A 24,082-nucleotide genomic window follows, 5' to 3' on the forward strand; every position below is an offset into this window, starting at 1 on the left:
CGGCTCCGTGCGAGCAGTGGCTCAGTCCGTGGCGCGCGCCGACCCCCCGTCGACGTCCCCGGAAGTATCCGCAATCGGCTTCCGGGACGCCACTTTTCGACGTGATTTCCGGCGCTTGGGCGCATTTCCACGACGCGCCGAGCGGCGCGCGAGCTCCTGGGCGAGCGCCAGCGCCTCCTCGCGGTTGGCGATCTCGCCATCGAGGAATCCCGCCCGGATTCGCGCCAGGGCCTTGCCGACCAGCGCCCCCTCGAGCCCCGCCTCGACCAGGTCGCCACCGCTCACCGGCGGACGCCGACGGCGGTCCTCGGCTGCCCAACGAAGGATCCGCTTCCGGACCGGGAGGTCCGCGATCGCATAGAGCGCCTGGAGGGTCTCCTCGGGCAGCCCGCTCACCGTCGCATCGACGGCCCCCCGTCCCCGCGCCTTCGCGAGGGCGCGGAGGGTCCGCTCGCTGCTGCGTCCGAATTCGACGATCCGCTTGGCGGCCTCACCCCGAACGGCGAAGCGTTCGAGGGCTCGCCGTCGGAGCGCCGCGGGATGCGGCGCGAGCCAGATCGAGAGTCCCGCGTGAAAGCTCCGCCAGCGCGGGGCCGGCCAATCGGGTTCGGCGATGGTCTTCGACAGCCGTCGCAGCGGCACGAGACGATCTGCACCGAGACCGAGTCCCGGCTCGAGGGCACCGAGCACGTGCCAATCGTCGAGCAGGCGAAGGATCTTCCCGACGTGCGCCCCGTGCCGCGCCTCCGCGAACGAGAACTCGAGCTCCCGGCGGAAGCGCTCTCCGCTCACCGCGCCGAAGGCCCCGTCCCGAAGCGCATTCCGGAGGGCGCTGCGGGAGCCGCGGTCCAGCCGGAAGCCGAGCCGCGTGGCGAAGCGGGCCGCGCGCCAGGCCCGGGTCGGGTCGTCGTGGAAACTCCTGGGGTGGAGGATCCGCAGTCGCTTCGCCGCCAGATCCTCGAGCCCGCCTTCGAGGTCCACGATCGGAAGCGCCCTGCCGCGCGCCCGCGCGTCGAGGGGAACGTGCAGCGCGTTGACCGCGAAGTCCCGACGTCGCGCGTCCTGCTCGAGCGAGCCCGGGACGACGTCGGGCAAGGCGCCCGGTGCGGCGTAGGTCTCGTGGCGAAGGGTCGCGAGGTCGAGACTGGCTTCCTGGGAGAGGATCCGGACCGTGCCGAAACGATCGTGGGCCACCGCCTCGAGCCCGGCCCCTCCCCGCCCCGCACAGACCGCCTCGGCGAGTCCCTGCGCGTCGTGCTCGACCCGGAGATCGACGTCGTCGAGCGCACGGCCGAGCAGGAGGTCGCGGACCGGCCCGCCGACCAGATGGATCTCGACGCCGCGATCCTGCGCCGTCGCCACGACGCGCTCCAGCAGCGCGGCCATCGCCGCCGGGATCGCGCCGGCGACGTCGTCGAAGGAGACCGACGGACGGGTCACCGCTTGCCACCCGCACCGCGCGGATGTCGCGACTCGACGGTCTCCCGCAGTCGCGCTCGACTGACGTGGGTGTAGATCTCCGTCGTCGACAGATCCGCGTGTCCGAGCATCGACTGGATCGCCCGCAGGTCGGCGCCCCCTTCGAGCAGGTCGGTGGCGAAGCCGTGACGGAGCACGTGGGGCGAGACGCGGTCCGCGGCGAGGCCCGCCGCCTTCGCGTGGCCACGCAGCCGCGAGAAGAAGTTCTGCCGGGTCATCGCCGTCCCGCGCCGGGTGAGGAACGTCGCATGGCTCCGATCGGGCCGCTCGCCGAGGAGCGTCGGCCGCCCGCGCTCGAGGTAGTCGTCGATGGCCTCGGCGGCGACGTCCCCCATCGGAACGATCCGCTCCTTCCGCCCCTTGCCCACGACCCGAAGGAGCTGACCCCGTCGATCGATCGCATCGAGGGGCAGCGTGACCAGCTCCGTCACCCGCAGTCCCGCGCCGTAGAGGACCTCGAGCATCGCGACGTCCCGGAGCGAGAGGGCGTCGTCGCCTCGAGCCGCTTCGATCAACGCCGCCGTCTCCTCTGCCTTCAAGATCCGCGGCAGCTTCCGCGTCTGCTTCGGCGCCTGGAGCGCCTCGATCGGATCCGCGCCGATGAGTCCTTTCTCCTCGGCGAAGCGCATCAAGCGCCGCACGGAAACGAAGACCCGCGCCCGGGTGCTCGCCGCCATGGATCGCTCGTCGAGAAAGCCCGCCAGAGTCGACAGATCGTGGCGGGTCACGCGCTCGATCCGGTCGATGCCGCGATCGGCGAGGTGGGCGCGCAGGTGGCGCAGATCGTTCGCGTAGGCCTCGACGGTCCGAGGCGACAGGCCCTCTTCGACCGCGAGCCGCGTGAGGAACGCGTCGCAGAGCGCCTCGAGCTCGGAAGCGCCCGCCCTAGCCACGCCCCGCCCCCTCGAGTCCGCCGGACACGGCCTCCAGCAACGCCTCGCGAAGTCGATCCAACGCTTCGGAATCCTTGATCTTCTTCGCGTTTCCGTCCTTCAGGTAGAAGGCGTCCGTGACCTGATCCTTGATGGTGGCGGCCTTGGAGATGTAGATCTCGAACCCCTGCTCGCCGATCGTCCGGGTGACGTCGTAGAGCAGCCCCAGCCGGTCGTCCGCGATCACGTCCACGAGGGTGTAGAACTCGCTCTCGGTGTTCGAGATGAGCACGCGGGGCTCCTTCCTCGAAGGAGGACGCGTGAATCCGACCGGGCGACGCCGACGCCGCACGAGCTCGCCAACCTCGACGGATCCCGCCAACACGTTCTCGAGCTGCTCCTCGACCTCGCCCCAGAGCATGTCGCGCTCGTCGGGCCCGCCCCGCGGCGTGTGGGTCCGGTAGATCTCGAGCGCCAGCCCACCCCGCGTCGTATAGACGTGGGAGCCCAGGATGTTGAGGCCACACGCGGTCATCACACCGGCGACCTTGCTGTAGAGGCCGTGTACGTCCTGGGTGCAGACGATGAACTCGGTGAATCCGCCCTTCATCTCGCGGTGCGCCGTGACGACGCGTCTGCCGTCGCCGAAGCGCAGAACGAGCTGAGCATGCCGCGCGATCTGCCGAGGCGTGTGCGAGAGGAAGTAGCGGCGAGGCAGCTGATCGAAGAGCGACTCGATCTTGCTCTCGCCGACGCCCAGACGAAGGAGCTCTTCCCGGGCCCCGTCGCGTCGTCGCTCGACCCGGGCCTCGAGGAGGGCCACCGCCTGGTCGGGTCGCTCGGCGCCGGTCTCGAGCATCTCGGCAGTCCGCTCGAAGAGCTCGCGCAGGAGCTGCCCCTTCCAGTCCGTCCAACCCTCGACCGAGGAGGCGCGAATGTCCGCGAAGGTCGCCAGATAGAGATTCCGCAGGTTGGTCCGGTCGCCGCAGACCTGCGCGAGCTCGAGAATCAGCTGGGGATCGGAGAGATCGCGGCTCTGGGCGAGATGGGACATGAGCAGGTGGTGTTGGACGATGAAGAGGACGCGGTCGCCGCGCTCCTTCGACAGGCCCAACCGCTCGATCGCGGGGATCGCCCGGATCACGCCCTTGTTCGAATGATCGCCGCCGAAGCCCTTGCCGATGTCGTGGAGCAGGCAGCCGAGGAAGAGCACCGCACGATCGTCGACCTCCTGCATCAGCTCGGTCAGCTCCGGCATCGCGCGGGCGTACTTCCCGCGCCAGAGCCTGCGGAGCTCCTCCACGAGGAAGATCGAGTGCACGTCGACCGTGTAGGTGTGGTAGATGACGTGCTGCCAGCGGCAGACGATGTGCTCCCATTCCGGAATCACCTGGGCGAGCACCCCCACGTCGTTCATCGCCATGAGCGTGCGCATCACGCGGGTCTCGGAGTCGAGGATCCGCATGAACATGTCCGAAACCTCGGGCGTCCCTCGGAGCGTGTCGTCGAGCAGGGCCAGGTTCTCACGAATCAGGCGCTGCGCCATTCGCGAGAGTCGGACCTGGTGGCGCTGGGCGATCTCGAACACGCGCAGGATCCGGATCGGATCCTCTCGCAGGTGCCCGGCGTGCGGGATCGCGAGCTGGCCGTCGATCAGGCTGAATCCGTCCTCGACGGGCCTCTCTTCCGCGCGGGAACCGTCGGCGCCGCTCACGCGCCGAACGCACTGGTCGATCACGAGCTCCGAGTGCGACTTGATCGTGCGTGCGTGGCGGTAGTAGTCGCGCATGAAGCGCTCGACGGGCAGATCCGGGTCGTCGGGCTGGAAGCGCAGGTCCGCGAGGGTCGCGTCGTCCGGCGCCGGTTTCGCCGCGGCCTCGGTCATCGCTTCGAGCATCGACCCGTAGCCGATCCCCTCGGCCACCTCTTCCTGGGCCTCGAAGCTCATCTGGTCGTTCGACCGCTTCGCCCGTAGATGGAGCTCGTTCCGGGTCCGCCAGAGGAACTCGAGGGCCTCGCGATACTCGTCCATCTCGGTCTCGGTCAGCAGGCCGAAGTGCAGGAAGTCGTCGACGTTCCGGACCGACGGCTGCGTCCCGCGTGCCACCCAGTAGGCGGCGTGGTAGTCGCGCAGGGTCCCCGCCCCCTCCTTCACGTTCGGCTGGAGGAGATAGAGCGTGTCGCCGTACTCGAGTTGCCGCTCGCGCATCAGCTCGACCTGTTCCATCACGAAGGCCGCCGGATCCGGCAGGAGCTCGTCGCGGATCCGATCGGCGAAGGCGTGGAAGAACTCGCCGTCGCCGCAGAGGAAGCGCGCGGTGAGTACCGCCGTCCGCACGGTCACGTCCTCGCGTCCGAGCTCCACGGTCTCCTCGATCGTGCGGGTCGCCATGCCGATCGTGAGTCCCGCGTCCCAGAGCCAGTACTGAAGCCGCTCGGCCATGAACTCGACGAAGGGCGTGAGCTCGTCCCGATAGAGCAGCAGGAGGTCGACGTCCGAGTGGATCGACATCTCCCGTCGGGCGTAGCCTCCGACGGCGATGATCGAGACGCCTTCGTGGACTTCGCCGCCGCGCACGAGGTGAAGGTCCTCGGCGAGCTCGAAGAGGCGCCGGATCATGCGGTCCATCAGGTCCGAGTTCGCTTCGTTCACCCGCCGACCGGAGCCGTACTCCCGATGCATCCTCTCGAGGTGGGCACGAACGTCCACGAGGAAATTCTTCACCGCGGGTGTGACCGCGTTCTGTCGCGCGTCGGGATCGGCGGGCAGGTCGGCGAGCTGTGTCTCGATGGAGGGCGGTCCCCCGGCTCCGGGCTGCGGCGCGGCCATCAGGGAAGCCCTCGGGCGGCCAGACCGGTCTCGATCTCGGTGCGGTACCGATCGATCCCCATCGCGATCCGTTCGGCCAGCAGGGCCTGGTAGCGCTCGCTCCCGAGCAGCCGGGCGTCCCGTCGGTTCGTCACGAACCCGGTCTCGACCAGGACCGCGGACATGCTCGACATGAAGAGCACGTAGAAGGGGCCTTTCTTGACGCCCAGATCCGGAAGCGAGGCGTCTCGCGAGCGGGCCCCCTGGATCACCTGGTCGTGCACGTGGGTGGCGAGCCGCGCCGAATGGTCTCCCACGTCGTCGACGCGGATGCGTGCGAGCGCCCGTTGCAGCGCGTCGAGCCTGGCCGCCGGCACGTTGTTCTCCCGCGCGGCGACGTCGAGGCTGTGACGCTCGTGGTTCGCATCGAGGGTGTAGACCTCGATGCCCCGAGCGCCCTTCCGGCGCGCGGCGTTCGCATGGATCGACACGAAGACGTCGCCGCCGGCGGATTCGGCGATCGCGCTCCGGTCTTCGAGTGAGAGCGCCCGATCGTCGTCGCGCGTCAGCACGACGTCGAACCCGCGAGCGCGGAGCTCGGTCGCGAGCGCGCGGGCGATCCCGAGGTTCACGTCCTTCTCCCGAAGCCCACCGACCCCGAGTGCGCCGGGATCGCTCCCCCCGTGTCCGGGGTCCACGACGACGGTCTGCACGCGCCGGAGGCCGGCCGGGAGCCGGCCCGCCGGGTCGGCGCCCTGCCCTCGTTCCCCGTACACGTCGACGACGATGCGCGGCGGCGCGGGCAGCGTGAAGACCCGGTGGTGGTCGTAGCGCGCGAGATCGAGGACCAGCCGCGTCGTCGACAGCGTGTTCTGTCCCAGGCGAACGCCTTCGAGGAGTCCGTCGCCCACCTCGACCCCTTCCTCGAAGCGGCGTCCGACCCAGACGTCCGGGACGTCGAGATAGAGTCGCTCGGGTCGATGCGCCGCCGAGTTCGGCGGTAGCCGAACGAGCGCCGGGGGCCCGAGGTCTCGCGCGCCCTCGAGCTCGAGCACCACCCGGGTGTATTCGGGGTAGGACCAGGTCCGGACGTCCGCGACGTCCGAGAGGCCCGGCGGGCGCTCGATCGCCACCAGTGCCGGCACCAGGACCCCGATCGCGAGCAGCCAGCCCCCCCTTGCGCGCCGCCCGAGCCGCCTCATGTCGCGCCTCCGGAACGCTCCTCGTCCTCGGCGGCCAGGAGCGTCGCACGGCTCTTCGCGAGCCAGGTGAGGGCATCGAGGGGCGTCATCGTGTTCGGGTCGAGTTCCCGGAGCGCGACCGCAAGCGCCCCCGCTGCGTCGTTGCGCGGGGGACGCGCCGGAGCGAGCTGCAGACTGAGCTGTCCGTCCCCCGCCGCGGCCGACTGCTTGGGCCGACCGCCCGGGAGCGCCCCGCCCTCGAGGTCGTGGAGGATCTGCCGCGCCCGCTCTACGACGGCGGAGGGCAGCCCGGCGAGGCGGGCGACCTGGATGCCGTAGGACCGGTTCGCGCCGCCTTCGACGAGTCTCCGCAGGAAGATCACTTCGTCGTTCCACTCGCGGACCTCGAAGTGCGCGTTGTGGATCCGCGGCTTCGACTCCGAGAGCGCCACCAGTTCGTGATAGTGGGTCGCGAAGAGCGTCCGGGCCTCGACCCCGCGCGTGTCGTGCAGGTACTCGGCGACGGCCCAGGCGATCGAGAGTCCATCGAAGGTCGAGGTTCCGCGCCCGATCTCGTCGAGGATGACGAGGCTCCGGCGCGAGGCCTGTCGCAGGATGTCCGACGTCTCCCGCATCTCGACCATGAAGGTCGACTCGCCCTTGGCGAGGCGATCCGACGCACCGACGCGCGTGAACACCCGATCGACGACGCCGACCCGCGCGGACTCTGCCGGGACGAAGCTCCCCATCTGGGCCAGCAGGACGATGAGCGCGACCTGTCGGAGATAGGTGCTCTTACCGGACATGTTCGGACCGGTCAGCAGCAGGATCTGTTGACCCGCCGGGTCGAGTCGCGTGTCGTTCGGCACGAATCCATCAGAGCCCTGACGACCGAGGACGGTCTCGACGACCGGATGACGTCCGCCGACGATCTCGAGGGCTTCCCCCTCGTCGACGACGGGGCGAACCCAGCGCTTGGTTCGGGCGACCTCGGCCAGGGAGGCCAACGCATCGAGGGTCGCGACCTTGTCCGCCGCCTCTCGGATCGCTTCCGAAGCGGCGCAGACCTCGAGGCGCACCGCCTCGAAGATCTCCCGCTCGAGCTTCGCGGCGCGCTCGTTCGCGCCCATGACCTTGGACTCGACTTCGCGCAGCGATTCGGTCGTGAAACGTTCGACACTCGCGAGGGTCTGCTTTCGGTCGTAGTCCTCCGGAACCTTGGCCAGGTGCGCCTTGCCGACCTCGAGCGAGTAGCCGTGGACCGGATGGAAGCGCACCTTGAGCGTCGGGATCCCCGACCGCTCGCGCTCCTCGGCCTCGAGCCCGGCGATCCACTCGCGTCCCTTGGTCGCGCTCTCGCGCAGCGCATCGAGGTCGCTGCGGTAGCCCTCCCGGATGTAGCCCGTCTCGTTGGCGCCTCTGGATCCCTTGGCGATCGTCGGCGGGTCGTCGATCAGGGCCTGTTCGAGGAGCCGCGTGAGGCTCGGAAGCGGCGCCGGGCCGTCGAGGGGAACGACCGTCCCAGCGTCGCCCGCCGCCCCGCTCCCGAGGAGCGCGTCCTCGCCCTCCGTTTCGACCGCGAGGGCCGCGACGACATCGGGGAGCGCCTGGAGGGAGCCCCGCAGCTGACCCAGATCCCGCGGCACGGCGCCGGGCCGCGTCGCCTTGGACAGCATGCGCTCGAGGTCGCGGACGCGTCCCATCGCCTCGCGAAGCGTGCCTCGAACGCGATCCCGCTCGACGAGCCACTCGACGGCGTCCTGGCGTCGCTCGATCTCACGGGTCGACAGCAGCGGATAGCTGAGCCAGTGGGCCAGGCGCCGGGCACCGAGTGCGCAGGCCGACTGGTCGAGCTCGGCCACGAGCGTCCCGGTCCGTCCACGATCCTCGCTGTTCTCGTGCAGCTCGAGGTGCCGTCGCGTCGACGCATCGAGAACGACGGTCTCGGCGATCTCATAGCGGCGCAGACGCGGCGGATTCTCGGCCGCGAAGGGCTGGTTCTCGGTCAGGTAGTTGGCGATCGCCACTGCCGCCCGGGAGGCGGGGTCGGGCGCGCCCATGAAGTCCCCGGGCCATTCGGCGCGCTCCGGAACGACGTCGTAGCCCTTCTCCTCGAGGGGGGTGAGCGCGACCTCGTCGAGGCGATCACGAAGCTCTGCCTGCCAATCGTCGAGTCGTGCGCCCGGCACGAGGAGCTCGCGAGGCGCGATCCGGGAGAGCTCCTGGACGAGCGTGTCCGGCAGACCAGCGCCCTTGCCGTCAAGCGGGAACGACGAGGGGACGCCGGCGACCTCGGTCGCACGGAAGTCCGCAGTCGACGCATCGAGCACCGCGAGACCGAAGGCATCGCTCCCAGGGTCGGCGGCGATCGCGGCGACGGCGACGACTTGACGGGCATCGAGCCCCTCCGGATCTCCGACGAGTCCCGGGGTGACCACCTCGACCACCTCACGCCGAACGAGCCGCTTGCCGCCCGCTTCCTTCGGATCCTCGACCTGCTCGCAGATCGCGATTCGGTGCCCGAGCTCGGCGAGGCGTTTGATGTGCGCATCCGCCGCGTGGACCGGCACGCCGCACATCGGCACGGCGTCCTTCTTTCCCTTGTCGCGGGACGTGAGGGCGATGTCGAGGATCGGAGCGACGAGCTCCGCGTCGTCGAGAAACATCTCGTAGAAGTCGCCCATCCGGTAGAAGACCACCGCATCCGGATATTGCGCCTTCACCTTGATGAACTGGCGCATCATCGGCGTGTCGAGCGCCGAGCCACTCACGCGCTCGTCTCCTCGTCGCCGGCGCGGGCGGGGCGCTGCCACGCGTCGCGCTCGACCACGTCGAGGAGCGCGGCGAAGGCCTTGAGCGCCTCGGCATCCTGCCCTCCGTCGAGCAGCATCCGGCCGAGCTCGACGCGAAGGGAGGGAGCGCTCGGTGCGATCTCGATGGCCCGCGAGAGCGACTCGATCGCCGCGGCCGCGTCGCCCCGGCTGGCGAGCGTGCGCGCGAGGGCCACCTGCGCGGCTGCATCCGTCGGCTGCGATTCGAGGAGCGCGCGAACCAGCTTCTCGTAGTCCTGCGGCTTCTTGCGCGCGGCGAAGCCCGCCTCGATCCTGGGCAGCAGGATGGTGCCCAGGGTCCGGTCGGCCTCGACCGCTCTCCGCCAGGCGCCGATCGCCTTCGCGTCGCGACCCTTCTCCGCCTCGAGGTCGCCGAGCATCGACCACGCCGGGGCGCACGCCTTGTCCTTGCGCAGCAGCCGTTTCAGGGTCGAGCGAGCCGCGTCCGCGTCGCCCTCTTCCGTCTGCCCCTGCGCCTGCGCGAGGAGCAGTCGGTGCTCCTCGGTCTCGGCGGCCTCCCGGTCGAGCCTTCGCCAACGCTTCACCAGGGCGAGCGCCCGCGGATACTCGCGCATCTCGCCGAGCAGCTTCACGAGACGCGCGAGGGCCTCACGCTCCCTCGGGCTCGTATCGAGCACCTCCTCGTAGCCCGCGACCGCGCGCTCGACGAAGCCCCCCGCATCGAAGTCCCGGGCGAGCTCGAGCAATGCCTCGTTCTTCTCTTCTTTCGAGATCCCCGGGCGCAGCAGCAGGTTCTGATGCATTCGGATTGCCCGCCCGATCGCGCCCTGCTCCCGATAGAGGCGCGCGAGGGCGTGATACGCGTCGAGATCGGTGCTGTCCGCCTCGACGATCCGCTCGAGCCAGGTCTCGGCCGCCGGCCAGTCCCCGCCGACGGCCGCGCGCAGCGCCCGGCGAAGGGCGGCCTCGACCGACCCCGCCTTGCGCGGATCGACGACCGGCCGTTTCCTCCCGATCGCCACGTCGCTAGCCCTGCCCGCCTGCGGCGGCCTTCGGGCCGTCGCCCCCGGCCGCCGTCTCCGCCGCGACCGGAGGTTCCCGATCCGTCGAGAGCGGCAGGCTGCGGAGCTGGTGCAGCTCGCCCTCGAGGCGGCGAATCGTCTTCCGGTATCGGCGCCGCAGCTCGCCCCCGCGCAGGCCGAAGAAGCCCGCCATCAGGAGCACGACCACGGCACCGAGCGCGAAGCAGGACAGTGTGAGCTTCCACACGGTCACTTCGATCACGCCGAGGCCGAGCAGGTCGACCGTCACGACCGCGGTGTTCGCGGCGTAGAACATCCACAAGACGGCGTTCACGCACACGAAGATCACGATCAGCGCGACGATGGTCAGATTCCGCTTCAAACCGCTTCCCCCCCGATCTCGTCAGCCGATCAGCTGGCGGTCGAATCGCCCGGACCGATCGGGTCGGACTCGGCCGCGGCGGAAGCGTCTCCCTGCGCGGGCGACGAATCCACCATCTCCTTCAGCTCCTTGCCCACCTTGAAGAAGGGGGTGCGCTTCGCGGAGATGTGCACGGGCTCGCCGGTCTTGGGATTCCGGCCGTCCCGCGCCTCGCGGATCTTCACCTGGAAGGAACCGAACCCCCGGATCTCGATCCGGTCGCCGGCACGCAACGACTCGATCATCGCGTCGAAGATCGTGTTGACCACGACCTCCGTGTCCTTCTTCGAGATGTGCGGGGTGCGCTTCGCCACCTCTTCGATCAAACCGCTCTTCGTCATTCTGTCTCCCCAGACATGGCATCCCTGGCGTACAGGGACCGAGGCAAGGGGCGCGGCGCCGTGTGGTTGCAGGGCGCCGCGCCCCGACCTCTTCTCGCGGGTGGGCTAGTCGCCCTGTCCCTTGAGCTTCTCGGCCAGCAGATCACCGAGCGTGGTGGTCTGGCTCGCCGACTGCTGTTCCGCGAGCTCCTTGAGAGCCGCACGTTCAGCCTTGTCGTTCACCGCACGAATCGACAGGGAAATCTTCTGCTCGTGGGCGTCGACCTTGACGACCAGCGCAGTGACTTCCTGCCCTTCGCTGAAGTGCTCCGACGGGGTCTCGATCCGCTCAGGCGCGAGCTCCGAGCTGTAGACGAGACCATCGATCCCGTCCTCGAGCTGAACGAACACACCGAAGTCGGTCACGCTCTTGACCGGACCGGTGATCTCGCTGCCCACGGTGTACTTCTTGAGAATGTCTTCCCACGGGTTGGGCTCGAGCTGCTTGATCCCCAGGGAGAACTTCTCGTTCTCCTTGTCGATCTTGAGCACGACCGCCTTCACCTCGTCGCCCTTCTCGAAGCGCTCGGAGGGATGCTTGACCTGCTCCGTCCAGGAGATGTCCGAGACGTGGACCAGGCCGTCGATGCCCTCTTCGAGGCCGACGAAGATGCCGAAGTTGGTGATGTTGCGGACCTGGCCCGACACTTCCGTGCCGACCGGGTAGCGCTCCTCGATCACCGTCCACGGGTTCTCCTCGATCTGCTTCATGCCGAGGGAGATCTTGCGATCCCGCTCATCCACGTCGAGGACGACCGCTTCGACTTCGTCGCCGATCGTGACGACCTTGGACGGGTGCTTGACGCGCTTCGTCCAGGACATCTCGGAGACGTGCACGAGGCCCTCGATGCCGGGCTCGAGCTCGATGAACGCGCCGTAGTCCGTGAGGGACACGACCTTGCCCTGGATGCGCATGCCGAGCGGGTACCGCATGCCGGCGTCGATCCACGGGTCGGGCTGGATCTGCTTGAGACCCAGCGACACGCGCTCGTTCTCCTGGTCGAACTTGAGGACCTTGACCTTGATCTCGTCGCCCACCTGGAACAGCTCGCTCGGGTGGTTGATGCGACCCCACGACATGTCCGTGATGTGGAGCAGGCCGTCGATGCCGCCGAGATCGATGAAGGCGCCGTAGTCGGTCAGGTTCTTGATCACGCCGTCGAGGATCTGGCCCTCCTGGAGCGTGGTCAGCGTCGCCTCGCGCATCTTCTTGCGCTCGGTCTCGAGCAGCGCGCGGCGGGAGAGAACGATGTTCCCTCGTCGCTTGTTGAACTTGATGATCTTGAAGTTGGCCTTCTCGCCGAGCAGCGCCTCGAGGTTCCGGACCGGGCGCAGGTCGACCTGCGAGCCGGGGAGGAACGCCTTGACGCCGATGTCGACGCTGAGGCCGCCCTTCACGCGGGCGACGATCGTGCCCTCGACCGGGTTCTCGTTGTCGTAGGCGTCGCTGATCTCGTCCCAGACCTTGAGGCGCTCCGCCTTCTCCTTCGAGAGCACGAGCTGACCGTCTTCGTTCTCGACTTCCTCGACGAGGACCTCGACGTCGTCACCGACGTTGACGGTGATCTCGCCTTCCTCGGTCATGAACTCCCAGGCGGCGATCATTCCCTCGGACTTGAAGCCGATGTCGATCTGGATGTAATCGTTGTCGATCGAGAGGACCTTGCCGACGGCGATCTCGCCCTCTTTGATGGCCTTCTCGGCTTGACCGAAGAGCTCCGCGAAACTCGCGGCGCCTGTGGAAGCGCCTGCGGCTCCCTGCGATTGTTCAGTGGATTCGGACATTGTTGGATGGTTCTCCTGAGAGTCGCCATGAACCCCGTGTCCATGGCTCCCTCTGTGTTGGTGCCAGCGTTTCAGGCGCGAGGAACTGCTCAGTCCTCGCCCCTCCCCTCGGCCGACGCCTTCGCGGCGACCTCGGCGAGACGCTCCCGCGCCTGAGATAGCGTTCGTTCGAGCGACGCAGCGTCGCCCTCCTCGAGCGCCCGGGCGAGCTTCGCCAGGGACGCGGAGAAATGTTCGAGCGGGCCCGAGAGCGCCTTGCCGTTCAGGCGCAGGATCTCGCCCCACATCTCGGCATCGCTCTGGGCAATGCGCGTGAAGTCGCGGAAGCCGCCGCCCGCCAGCGTCCCGACCTGATCGGGCGCCTCCTTGAGCGCGTCGGCGAAGGCGAAGGCCACGAGATGCGGCAGGTGGCTCACCCACGCGACGTCCTCGTCGTGGGTGTCGGCCGAGCGACGCTCCACACGCGCGCCGAGCGCCTCCCAGAACGCCGCGATCCGCTCCACGGGTCGCTCGTCCTGGCCCGGGCGCGGGGTGACGACGCAGGTCGCGCCCTCGAAGAGATCGGCACGGGCATGGTCGGGGCCGCGGAGATGACTCCCCGCCATCGGGTGCGACCCGACGAATTCGACGCCTTCGGGCAGCAGCCCGGGGAGCGCATCGAGGACGGCCCCCTTCACGCTGCCGACGTCCGTCACGAGGGCGCCGGGCGCAAGGCCCTCGCGCACGTCGGCGAGGACCGCAGTCATGTTGCCCACCGGCGTGCCGAGTACGACGAAGTCCGCGCCGACGACCGCTTCCGCGGGCTTCGCCACGACGTCGACGATCCCCGCTGCCAGCGCCCGCTCGAGCGGAGCCGGCCGCCGCGCGGCGCCGACCACTTCCCGGGCGAGTCCACGCTCCTTCGCCGCTGCGGCGACGGAGCCGCCGAGCAGTCCGAGGCCGAGCACGGCCAGTCGATCGAAGGGCGGATGACCGCTCAAGCGCCGTCCTCCCCGGAAGATTCGGCGGCTCGGAGCTCGGCGATCGTCTTGATCAGTCGCTCGTTCTCCTCGGGCAGGCCGATCGAGATCCGTACGCAATCGTCGAGGCCGAAGCCGCCCATCGGACGGATGATCACGCCCTGCTGCAGGAGCGCGTCGTAGACGCCAGCCCCCGCGCGGGCGAGCACGAAGTTCGAATCCGTGGGCCAGGTCTCGATCCCGAGCTTCCCGAGCTCCGACCGCAGGTAGTCCCCGCCCGAGGCGTTCAACGAGAGGGTGGCGTTCAGGTGCTCGTCGTCGTCGAGCGCGGCCACCGCCGCGGCTTCGGCGAGCAGATTGACGTTGAAGGGATGGCGCGCGCGCTCGAGGAAGCTCGCGACCTCCGGGCTCGTGATGCCGTAGCCGATGCGGACGCCGGCGATCCCGTAGATCTTCGAGAAGGTGCGCAGGACGATCGTCGCCGGCCGCTCCGCGAGGAGTGCCGTCGCATTCGGGAAGTCGTCCCTTCGCACGAATTCGAAGTACGCCTCGTCGATCGCCAGGAGAACGTCGTCGGGGAGACGCGCGACGAAGCGCTCGAACGCGTCGGCCCCGAAGCTCACGCCGGTCGGGTTGTTCGGATTGCAGACCATCACGACGCGGGTCCGGTCGGTGATCGCATCCGCCATGGCGTCGAGGTCGTGATCGAGGTCCGCCTTGAGCGGAACCGGCACGCTCGTGCCCCCCATCCCCGTCACGACGATCGGATACATCGCGAACGAGGGCCACGGGAAGACGACCTCGTCGCCCGGGCCGATGAATGTCTTCGCGATCAGCTCGATCACTTCGTCGCAACCCGTGCCGAAGACGAGCTGGTCCTCGCCCACGCCGAGGCGGGCGGCGAGCTTGGACCGGAGCTTGAAGCTCGCGCCGTCGGGATAGCGGTGGATCTGGGAGGCCGCTTCGCGGATTGCGGCCACGGCCTTCGGGCTCGGGCCGAGGGGATTCTCGTTCGAGGCGAGCTTGATGGAATCGGTGATCCCGAGCTCGCGTTCGAGCTCCTCCATCGGCTTGCCCGGCTTGTAGGGCGACAGCTCGCGGATGTGCGGCTTGACGAGATCGCGAACGCTCACGAATGGGACTCCTGGGCCACGGCGGCGGAGCGACCGACACCGGAACTCACTTCGAGGGCGCGCGGAAACGAACCGAGGACCTTGTGGGAGGCGGCGACACTGCCCGCTTCGGCCAGGGCCCGGGCCACTGCGTCGTCGTCCTGGTGACCCTCCATGTCCACGATGAAGATGTACTCCCACGGCTTTCCCTTCATCGGCCGGGACTGGACCGCCGTGAGGTTCACGCCGTTCTTGGCGAAGGGGCCGAGCAGGTTGTGGAGCGCCCCTGACTGATCGCGCCGGACCGTGAAGACCGCGCTCGTGAGGTCCTGGCCCGAGGGCGCCGGCGTCTCCCGCCCGATGACGAGGAAGCGGGTGGTGTTGCCACGCTGGTCCTCGATCCGGGACGCGACCATCAGCAGGTCGTAGACCTCGGCCGACACCTCGGATCCGATCGAGGCCACCTTCTCGTCCGCGTGTGCGAGCTGGGCGGCGGCGGCGGTGCTGGTCGTCTCGACGACGTCGATTCCGGGAAGGTTCTGCTCGAGCCAGCGGCGGCACTGTGCGAGGGGCTGCGGGTGGGACACCACCTTCTGGACGTCCTCGAGTCGGCCGGTTCGCGACATCAGGTGCTGGGCGATCTCGAGCTTGATCTCGCTGCAGATCGTGACCTCCGTCTCGATCAGGGCGTCATAGGTCACCGTCACCGGCCCCTCGATCGTATTCTCGACGGGGACGACCCCGAAGTGCGTATCGCCCCGCTCGGTCAGGGTGAACACGTCGCGCATGTTCTCGACCGGCACGAGGTCGACCTGCGCCCCGAACTGCCGGCTCGCAGCCTGGTGGCTGAACGTGCCATCGGGTCCGAGGAAGGCGACCTTCACGCGCTCCTCGAGGGAACGCGTCGCGGAGATGATCTCCCGGAAGACGTGCGGGATCCCCGCACTCGGGAACGGGCCCTCATTCGCCTCGATCAGCGCGCTCACGAGGTCGCGCTCGCGCGCCGCCACGTAGATGGGGCCCTTGCGACCGCCTTCCTTGATCTCGCCGACCCGCTGGACCGCGCGCGCCCGGGCGTTCAGCCGGGCGAGGATGTCGGCGTCGATCGCATCGATCTCCGCGCGAAGCTCCGTGAGCTCCTGCTCGATCCCGGAGGCGTCGCTCGTCGCGCCCGCCCCCTTGGCGCTGCGGTCTTCGTTCGACATCGACAACGAACTCCAGGCGACCCGGCTTCCTCGGCGTCTCGGAGGCGCGACGACGGCGCCTCGGACGGCGACCGACCACCGACGGCACGGCGATGGGTCGGAATGCTTCTCGGGTCGGGGGATGGGGTCCGTTCGAACGGCGGCCCCGGCTCTCGGGACACGATCGATTGCCCGCGAAGGAACGCCGTCGGGCGGCTTCGCGTGGACGCGTTGCGGATGGGTGGTCGGGTCACGGCACGAGGCAGGAGGCGGCCGCGAACCCGCGATGTAGGACGGTCTCCAGACGGAGCGGGGACGAGACACCCGGGGAAACGGGCCGAGGTCCTCTAACCCCCTGAAATTGCTGGCGCATCATATCGGAGGCGCTCCCGCCCTGCAAACCTCGAAATCGGCTTTTCTCTTCTAAAAGCAAGGGTTTACCGGAATCCCCCGCCGGTGGGCCCGATCGCTCGCGTCCGGCACGGGCCGAACGAGCGTAAGCCGTTGAATTCACGCGACTTTCCACGGACGTGATTCAAGATGGGACTCGATGACGCCGATACGACGGGCGAGTCCACCCGTCCGAGGCCCGATGAACCCGCGAGAGCCCGAGATCGCCGCCGGCAGCCCTGCCGAGCCGACGCGTCGACGTGCGCCGCTGAACAGCGTCTCGACACGGATCATTCTGTGCGTCTTCTTCTCGACGCTCCTGACCGCGCTGATCGTGAGTTGGCTCTCGGTCGGCGCGATCCACCAGGACGTGAGGACCCGGATCGCGGCTCGGGCGGCGGTCGTCCTCGACCGGCAGGCCGCCGAGATCGAGTCCAGCCATGCCAGCGCCTTCGCTCGGCTGTCCGCGGCCTCCGCAATCGGCAGCGACTGGCACGCGGCCCTGGTCGCCGCACTCGACGCCCGCCCCGACACCCGCAGCTGGGACTGGCAGAGCACGCCGATCGCCGAGGACTCACGCGTCCGTTCGCTCCCGACGCCGCCCCCGGACGTCGCGGCCCGCTTCGACCGCCTGACGCTCCGCCGTGACGGTCCCGGCCCCGAAGTTCGCGACGCCTGCCTGCCGACGGGCATCGACCTGATCCGTTCCGACTCGAGCGTCGCCGGGCATCTCGAGGGGTGCGTGGGCAACGAGAGTCTCTACGACGCGCTCCAGCCGGCGTCGGCCGATGTGCGGGGCTGGCGACTGCTCGTGGCGACCGCGGACGGCCGGATCGCCGTCGCCGGTGGCATCCGCGCCAGTGCGCGCATCGGCCAGCGACTCCCGATGGCCGACCTCTTCCACCCGGCCGACGGCGCCCTCGCCCGCTACGAGGACGACCAGGGCACCGACCTCGTCGGACGCCTGCTTCCCCTCGGCCGATCGGGCTGGTACCTCGTCGCCGAGACCGAGCACGCGCGCGCCTTCGCGCCGGCGATCGCGATCACGAACCAGATCTTCATCGTCGACATCTGCATCATCCTGCTCTTCAGCGTCCTCGCGTACAAGATCACCCTCGCGATCATGCAGCCGATCGAGGCACTCTCGCGCGGTGCCCAGCGGATCGCCGAGGGCCACGTCGACTACGAGATCCCCATGCCCGCGAACGACGACGAGCTGGGTCTGCTGACCGGGACCTTCAACGGCATGATGCGCAAGCTGCGCAGCAGCCAGCTCGAGATCGAGAACGATCGCATCCGTCTCCACGAGAAGAACGAAGAGCTCCAGCGCGCCAACGAGATCCTCGCGCAGCTCTCGATCACCGACGGCCTCACGAAGCTCCACAACCATCGCTACTTCCAGGACCACCTGACCCGCGAGATCAAGCGCGTCAGCCGGACCCACGCGCCGCTCTCGTTGATCCTGCTCGACATCGACGACTTCAAGCTGCTGAACGACACCCACGGCCATGCGGCCGGCGACGAGGTGCTCGTGGCGCTCGCGGCGATCATGAACGACTCGGCCCGGGAATCCGACCTGATCGCCCGCTACGGCGGCGAGGAATTCGTGATCCTGATGCCCAACACGGATCTCGCCGGCGCGGTCCACCTCGCGGAGAAGATCCGCATGACCGTGGAATCGACGAGGCTCATCATCGGCGACAACATGAAGCCGATCAACATCACGATCTCCCTCGGCGTCGCACTGTTCAACGGCGACCGACGCGAGTTCTTCGTCGAGGCCGACAAGGCCCTCTACACCGCCAAGGAAAACGGCAAGAACTGCGTGATCATCGCGGGCAACGAGGGCGCGGAGATCCCGTAGCGAACGCCTAGCGGCGGCGTCCTTGTCGCGCGAGACTCCCGCTCCATGACCGCCTTCATCGGACTCTCTGGCGGGATCGGCTCGGGCAAGAGCACGGTCTCGAAGCTCCTCGCCGAACTCGGTGCGACCGTCGTCGACGCCGATGCGCTCGTGCACGAGATGCAGGCCGCGGGCCAGCCGATGCTCGACGAGATTCGAGCTGCCTTCGGTGACGACGTGATCCGCGAGGACGGCTCCCTCGATCGCCCCGCCCTCGGCGGGATCGTGTTTCGCGACCCGGCCCAGCGAAAGGTGCTCGAGAAGATCGTCCAGCCGCCGGTCGTAGCCGAGATGGCCCGGCGCGCAGCGGTGGCGATCGACGCCGGGGAGCCGATGGTCGTGATGGACATCCCGCTGCTCTTCGAGGGCTACCGCGCCGGCACCGGGAGCGCTGCCGCGAACGAGTACGACAGCACGGTCTGCGTCTGGGTCCCCGTCGAGGTCCAGGTCGAGCGCACCATGGAACGGGACGGCTGCGACCGCGCCGAGGCAGAGCGGCGTGTGGCCGCGCAGATGCCGATCGACGAGAAGCGCGAGATGGCCGACCACGTGATCGACAACTCCGGCACGTACGAGGAGACCCGCGTGCAGGTCGAAGCCTTCTACCTGGAGAAGACCTCGGGCCCCGCCTAGCCTGGGGCCGTGCGAGGCCAGGGTCAGTCGGGGTCAGTCGAGGGCGGCCCGGATCTCGGCGATGTAGCGCCCCACGGCGTCGACGGCGGCGGTCCGGCCCTCCGCCTGCTCGATCAGGTCGACGATCGCGCTTCCGATCACCACGCCGTCGGCGTACGCCCCGATCGCCTTCGCCTGTTCGGGCGTGCTGATTCCGAAGCCGACGCAGACCGGCGTGTCGCCGAGCGCCTGGGCGGCGCGCACCTTCTCCTCGATCCCCTTCGCGAGGTCCGCCCGCGCACCGGTCACGCCCTGGAGCGAGACGTAGTAGAGGAAGCCGCGGGTCTCGCGAACGAGCATTTCGAGCCGATCGGGACGGGTCGTCGGTGCCGCCAGCAGGATCGGGTGGACGTTCCGCTCTCGACACGGGTCGAGATAGGGCTTGCCATCCTCCGGCGTCAGGTCGGGGAAGATGATCCCGTCGACGCCGACGTCCTCGCAGGACTTCGCGAAGGCCTCGGCGCCCATCGCGTGGACCGGATTGGCGTAGCCCATCAGCACGAGGGGCTGCTCGATCCGGGATCGCAGTCGATCGACCATCATCAGGATCGCGCGCAGGCTCGTTCCGCTCGCGAGCGCTCGACTACTCGAGCGCTGGATCGTCGGCCCCTCGGCGGTCGGATCCGAAAACGGCACGCCGATCTCGATCACGTCCGCTCCCGCGTCGGCCATCTCGAGGATCAGGCGTTCGCTCGTCTCGAGGTCCGGATCGCCGGCGGTCAGGAAGGGAACGAGCGCCGTGCGGCCCTCTTCCCGGAGCTTCGCGAAGCGGACGTCGATGCGGTTCGCGTCGCTCAAGCGGACTCTCCCGCACGCTCGGCCAGGATCCGTCGGACCTCGTCGACGTCCTTGTCGCCCCGCCCGGAGAGGTTGATCAGCACGATCTGATCCGGGTTCATCGTCTTCGCGACCTTGATCGCGTGGGCCACGGCGTGGGAACTCTCGAGGGCGGGGATGATCCCCTCCGTGCGCGAGAGGAGCTGGAACGCCTCGAGTGCCTCGTCGTCGTTGATGACCGCGTAGGACGCCCGACCGATCTGCTTGAGGTGGGCGTGCTCGGGGCCCACGCCGGGATAGTCGAGGCCGGCGGAGATCGAGTGCGCCTCCATGATCTGGCCGTCGTCGTCGGAGAGGACGAGGGTGCGCTTGCCGTGGAAGATCCCCGGGACGCCGGCATTGATCGTGGCGCCGTGCTTGCCCTGGAGCCCCTCGCCACCGGGCTCGACGCCGACCAAAGCGACTTCGTCGTCCTCCACGAAGGGGTGGAAGAGCCCGATCGCGTTCGAGCCGCCACCGACGCAGGCGATCGCCACGTCGGGCAGACGGCCTTCGACGCAGAGCATCTGCTCGCGCGCTTCGAGACCAATCACCCGCTGGAAGTCACGGACCATCCGGGGGTACGGGTGCGGCCCCATCACCGAACCGATCAGGTAGTAGGTGTCCTCGACGTTCGTGACCCAGTCGCGCATCGCCTCGTTGATCGCGTCCTTGAGGGTTCGGGATCCGCTCTCGACGGGAATGCACTTCGCGCCGAGGAGCTCCATCCGGAAGACGTTCAGCGCCTGGCGCCGGACGTCCTCGGCGCCCATGTAGACCTCGCACTCGAGGCCGAGGAGCGCGGCCGCCGTCGCGGACGCGACGCCGTGCTGGCCGGCGCCGGTTTCGGCGATCACGCGGGTCTTGCCCATGTACTTCGCGAGGAGCGCCTGGCCGAGTACGTTGTTGATCTTGTGCGCGCCGGTGTGCGCGAGGTCCTCGCGCTTCAGGTAGATCTTCGCGCCGCCGGTCTGTTCGGTCAGCCGCTTCGCGAAGGTCAGCGGCGTGGGCCGGCCGGCGTAGTCGCGCAGCAGGTCGTCGAGCTCCTTTCGATACCCCGGGTCCGCGAGGATCTTCTCCGACTCCTCGACGAGCTCGTCGAGGGCGCTGATCAACATCTCGGGAACGAAGCGGCCACCAAAGGGCCCGAACATGCCTCGCTCGTCGGGTTCGCTCTTCAAGGGGTCTCCCTGGCGGTCGTCCTCGCAGGAACTACTCGCCCGATTCCTTCGCGGCTTCCACCGCCTCTTCTCGCTCGCGCACGGCCTCGACGAAGGCGCGCATCTTGGCCGGGTCCTTGCGTCGGTTCTCGTCCTCGACGCCCGTGGCGACATCGACCCCCCACGGCGGGATGTCTCCGACGTCCGCGAGGGCCTCTGCAACATTATCCGGCGTGAGCCCGCCGGCAACGATCACGTCGTAGCCATGGGCGATCAGGTCCTCGGCCTCGCTCCAGTCCCAGGTCTGCCCCTGTCCGCCCCCCTGATGGGGATGATCGAGCAGGAGGATCGAACTCGGATAGGTCTCCGCCGCGTCGTGATCGGCGCCGCGAATTGCCTTGATCGTGGGAAGATCGACGGCCTCGACCTCCTCCTCGCTCTCGTCACCATGGAACTGGACGCGCTCGAAGGGCACGCGTTGGAGGATCGGGTCGATCACGTCCCAGCGCGCGTTCCGGAACAGGGCCACGCGCTCGACGTCGTGCGCCTCGAGCGCCTCGCAGATCTCCAGGGCCCGGTGGACGTCGACCTGTCGCGGCGAGCCGTCGACGAAGTTGATCCCGATGAGATCCGCCCCTGCCTCCACGGCAGCCAGCGCATCTTCGACGTCCTGCACGCCACAGATCTTGATCCGAACGCTTCCCGTCACGACGATGCCCCTCCCGCGCTCACCTCGCCGCGTCGCAAGGCTTCGAGCGCCTGCCCCGGATGGGGCTGTCTCATCAACGATTCACCCACGAGGAATCCCGCGGCCCCGGCGCGTTCGAGTCGCGCGACGTCCGCTGCCGAGCCGATCCCGCTCTCGGCCACGAGCACGACGTCGCGATCGTCGAGGCGGGCCGCCAGCCGCTCCGTCGTCGCGAGATCCGTCTCGAAGGTCTTGAGGTTGCGGTTGTTGACCCCGATCAGATCCGCTCCGAGCGCACGCGCCCGTTCGAGTTCGTCCTCGTCGTGAACCTCGACCAGGACGTCGAGCCCGAGCGCCCGCGCCCGCGCGTCGAGCGTCTCCATCGTCCCGTCGTCGAGGGCGGAGACGATCAACAGGATCGCATCGGCGCCGGCGACCCGGGCCTCGTCGACCTGGTACGGATCGATCATGAAGTCCTTGCGCAGCAGCGGCCGCTCGACGACTGCGCGGACGGCCTCGAGCACCTCGAGGCTGCCGCCGAAGAACTTCTCGTCGGTCAGGACGGAGATGCAAGCCGCGCCGGCCTCCGCATAACACTTCGCGATCCAGACGGGATCGAAGTCCTCCCGGATCAGCCCCTTGCTCGGCGACCGTCGTTTCACCTCGGCGATCACCGACGCCCCCGGCGTCGAACGGAGCGCCTCCCGGAAACCCGCAGGCTTCCGCTCACAGCTCTCCGCGGCGCGCGCCAGCGCTTCCGGCGGCCGCGCCCGCTTGGCCGCCTCCACCTCGGTCGCCTTGTGGGTCAGGATGTCGTCGAGGATCGTCACGACGAAGCCGCCTCCCCGGCCGCACGGGTGGCTTCCGCCAGGGCGTCGAGTCGCGCCCGCGCAGCGCCGGAATCGATGCTCGCCGCAGCGAGATTGATTCCGTCCTCGAGGTTCGGCGCTCGTTCCACGACGAGCAGCGCTGCGGCCGCGTTCAGCAGCACGATGTCGCGCTTGGGACCGGTGGCCCCGTCCAGGATCGCCAGGGTCGTCGCCGCGTTCTCTTCCGGCGTTCCGCCCGCCAGGTCCTCGAGGCGCGCCGTTTCGAGACCCAGCGCCCCGGGCTCGACCCCCATCGGGCCGACCTTGCCGTTCGCGAGGAGCGCCGCGTGGCTGGGCCCCGTGGTGGTGAGCTCATCCATGCCGTCCGAGCCGTGCACGACCAACGCGCGCTCCGCTCCGAGGCGACCGAGCGCTTCCGCCAGCGGCTCGACCAGCTCGCGCGAATAGACGCCGACGACCTGATACCGCGCGCCGACCGGGGACAGCAGGGGGCCGAGACAGTTGAGCAGCGTTCGCACGCCGAGTTCGGCACGGACGGGCGCCACGTGCTTGAACGCGGGATGGGCCGTGCGCGCGAAGAACGGGGCGATCCCGACGTCGGCGAGGATCCGGCCGCAGGTCTCGATCGGCAGGTCGATCCGGATGCCGAGCGCTTCGAGGACGTCGAAGCTGCCGGACCGGCTGGTCGCGGCCCGGTTGCCGTGCTTCGCGACCGACACGCCGGCCCCCGCGACCACGAAGGCCGAGGTCGTCGAGATGTTGAAGGTGTCGAGGCCCGAGCCCCCGGTTCCACAGGTGTCGATCGTCCGCGGGTCCGCCGGCGCCGCCTTCGTCGCCCGGGCCCGCAGCGCCTCGGCGACGGCGACGATCTCGTCCACGGTCTCGCCCTTCATGCGGAGACCGACCAGCAGACCCGCCGCCGCGGCGGGGGAAGCCTCGCCGTCCATGATCTCGCCGAAGGCCCGTCCGAGGAGCGCCGGCGGGGCGGCGCCGTCGGAGACGAGCGCCTGGATCGCGTCGCGGATCGCCGTCATCCCGCAGATCCCGCTACCGCGCGACATCGCGCGAGGAAGTTGCCGAGCAGTCGCTTGCCTTCGCCCGTCATGATCGACTCGGGGTGGAACTGGACCCCCTCGATCGGGAGCGTTCGATGGCGCACGCCCATGATCTCGCCGTCCCGGGTGTGCGCGGTGATCTCGAGCGAATCCGGGATCGTCGACTCCTCGATCACCAGCGAGTGATAACGCGTGGCCTCGAAATCCTGGGGCAGTCCCTCGAAGACGCCTTTCCCGTCGTGTGCGACGGTCGAGACCTTGCCGTGCATGATCGACCGCGCGCGGATCACCTTGCCGCCGTAGACCTGCCCGATCGACTGGTGCCCGAGGCAGACCCCGAAGACGGGGATCCCGGCCGAAGCGAAGGCCTCGATCGCGGCCATCGACACACCGGCGTCGTCCGGCGTGCCCGGCCCCGGCGAGATCACCAGGCCATCCGCCTGTCGCCCGAGGAGCGTCTCGACGTCGGCCTCGTCGTTGCGCACGACCTCGACCTCGGCACCGAGCTCGCCCAGATACTGGACCAGGTTGTACGTGAAGGAGTCGTAGTTGTCGATCATCAGCAGGCGCAT

20 protein-coding genes are annotated in these 24,082 nt (G+C 69.0%); 2 read left to right on the plus strand and 18 right to left on the minus strand.

The features are described 5' to 3' along the window. Nucleotides 1-21: 21 nt before the first annotated feature. The 12 genes from NXI30_27270 to pheA form a co-directional block, all read right to left on the minus strand. Entirely contained in the window at nt 22-1,440 is a 1,419-nt protein-coding gene (locus NXI30_27270) for a hypothetical protein (protein MCR9097938.1), read from the minus strand. Then, a complete protein-coding gene (locus tag NXI30_27275; GenBank protein ID MCR9097939.1) occupies nt 1,437-2,372 on the minus strand; it encodes a site-specific tyrosine recombinase XerD in 936 nt (311 codons plus the stop codon). Before NXI30_27275 ends, NXI30_27270 begins: the two co-directional genes overlap by 4 nt. Beyond that, nucleotides 2,365-5,181, minus strand: coding sequence for a DUF294 nucleotidyltransferase-like domain-containing protein (locus NXI30_27280; GenBank protein MCR9097940.1), 2,817 nt, complete (start codon nt 5,179-5,181; stop codon nt 2,365-2,367). The genes NXI30_27275 and NXI30_27280 overlap by 8 nt, the downstream gene beginning before the upstream one ends. Further along, a complete protein-coding gene (locus NXI30_27285; protein ID MCR9097941.1) occupies nt 5,181-6,362 on the minus strand; it encodes an N-acetylmuramoyl-L-alanine amidase in 1,182 nt (393 codons plus the stop codon). The genes NXI30_27280 and NXI30_27285 overlap by 1 nt, the downstream gene beginning before the upstream one ends. Then, complete coding sequence (gene mutS / locus NXI30_27290; protein ID MCR9097942.1) at nt 6,359-9,112, minus strand: DNA mismatch repair protein MutS; 2,754 nt, start codon at nt 9,110-9,112, stop codon at nt 6,359-6,361. The genes NXI30_27285 and mutS overlap by 4 nt, the downstream gene beginning before the upstream one ends. Further along, nucleotides 9,109-10,155, minus strand: a complete 1,047-nt coding sequence (locus NXI30_27295) for a tetratricopeptide repeat protein (protein ID MCR9097943.1) — start codon at nt 10,153-10,155, stop codon at nt 9,109-9,111. The genes mutS and NXI30_27295 overlap by 4 nt, the downstream gene beginning before the upstream one ends. Nucleotides 10,156-10,159: 4 nt before the next feature. Beyond that, the gene (locus NXI30_27300) at nt 10,160-10,537 is read right to left on the minus strand and encodes a LapA family protein (GenBank protein ID MCR9097944.1); all 378 of its coding nucleotides are present in this window, start codon (nt 10,535-10,537) and stop codon (nt 10,160-10,162) included. Between the two features lie 29 nt (nt 10,538-10,566). After that, nucleotides 10,567-10,917, minus strand: coding sequence for an integration host factor subunit beta (locus tag NXI30_27305; protein ID MCR9097945.1), 351 nt, complete (start codon nt 10,915-10,917; stop codon nt 10,567-10,569). Nucleotides 10,918-11,022: 105 nt separating this feature from the next. Then, nucleotides 11,023-12,741, minus strand: coding sequence for a 30S ribosomal protein S1 (locus NXI30_27310; protein MCR9097946.1), 1,719 nt, complete (start codon nt 12,739-12,741; stop codon nt 11,023-11,025). An 89-nt stretch (nt 12,742-12,830) separates the two neighbouring features. Next, nucleotides 12,831-13,721, minus strand: coding sequence for a prephenate dehydrogenase/arogenate dehydrogenase family protein (locus NXI30_27315; GenBank protein ID MCR9097947.1), 891 nt, complete (start codon nt 13,719-13,721; stop codon nt 12,831-12,833). After that, on the minus strand, nt 13,718-14,833 hold the full coding sequence (gene hisC / locus NXI30_27320; protein MCR9097948.1) for a histidinol-phosphate transaminase: 1,116 nt from the start codon (nt 14,831-14,833) through the stop codon (nt 13,718-13,720). Before hisC ends, NXI30_27315 begins: the two co-directional genes overlap by 4 nt. Beyond that, nucleotides 14,830-16,017: a prephenate dehydratase gene (gene pheA, locus NXI30_27325; protein MCR9097949.1), complete on the minus strand. Its 1,188-nt coding sequence runs from the start codon at nt 16,015-16,017 to the stop codon at nt 14,830-14,832. Before pheA ends, hisC begins: the two co-directional genes overlap by 4 nt. Nucleotides 16,018-16,588: 571 nt before the next feature. Between pheA and NXI30_27330 the strand changes: the two genes are divergently transcribed. Both NXI30_27330 and coaE read left to right on the plus strand, forming a co-directional pair. Then, entirely contained in the window at nt 16,589-18,250 is a 1,662-nt protein-coding gene (locus tag NXI30_27330) for a diguanylate cyclase (protein ID MCR9097950.1), read from the plus strand. Between the two features lie 45 nt (nt 18,251-18,295). After that, complete coding sequence (gene coaE, locus NXI30_27335; GenBank protein MCR9097951.1) at nt 18,296-18,922, plus strand: dephospho-CoA kinase; 627 nt, start codon at nt 18,296-18,298, stop codon at nt 18,920-18,922. A 33-nt stretch (nt 18,923-18,955) separates the two neighbouring features. Here coaE and trpA read toward each other — a convergent pair whose 3' ends face one another. Genes trpA through NXI30_27365 form a run of 6 tightly spaced genes read right to left on the minus strand, consistent with a single transcriptional unit; the run spans nt 18,956 to nt 24,082 of the window. Beyond that, complete coding sequence (gene trpA, locus NXI30_27340) at nt 18,956-19,759, minus strand: tryptophan synthase subunit alpha (protein ID MCR9097952.1); 804 nt, start codon at nt 19,757-19,759, stop codon at nt 18,956-18,958. Further along, nucleotides 19,756-20,931, minus strand: a complete 1,176-nt coding sequence (gene trpB, locus NXI30_27345; protein ID MCR9097953.1) for a tryptophan synthase subunit beta — start codon at nt 20,929-20,931, stop codon at nt 19,756-19,758. The genes trpA and trpB overlap by 4 nt, the downstream gene beginning before the upstream one ends. Nucleotides 20,932-20,989: 58 nt before the next feature. After that, a complete protein-coding gene (locus NXI30_27350; protein MCR9097954.1) occupies nt 20,990-21,646 on the minus strand; it encodes a phosphoribosylanthranilate isomerase in 657 nt (218 codons plus the stop codon). After that, entirely contained in the window at nt 21,643-22,455 is an 813-nt protein-coding gene (trpC, locus tag NXI30_27355) for an indole-3-glycerol phosphate synthase TrpC (protein ID MCR9097955.1), read from the minus strand. Before trpC ends, NXI30_27350 begins: the two co-directional genes overlap by 4 nt. Beyond that, a complete protein-coding gene (gene trpD / locus NXI30_27360; protein MCR9097956.1) occupies nt 22,452-23,489 on the minus strand; it encodes an anthranilate phosphoribosyltransferase in 1,038 nt (345 codons plus the stop codon). The genes trpC and trpD overlap by 4 nt, the downstream gene beginning before the upstream one ends. Continuing rightward, nucleotides 23,486-24,082 (minus strand): aminodeoxychorismate/anthranilate synthase component II, encoded by a 597-nt coding sequence (locus NXI30_27365; protein MCR9097957.1) that lies wholly within the window; start codon nt 24,080-24,082, stop codon nt 23,486-23,488. Before NXI30_27365 ends, trpD begins: the two co-directional genes overlap by 4 nt.

It is taken from the genome of bacterium, from assembly GCA_024742285.1.
Lineage (GTDB): Bacteria > Myxococcota_A > UBA9160 > UBA9160 > UBA4427 > UBA4427.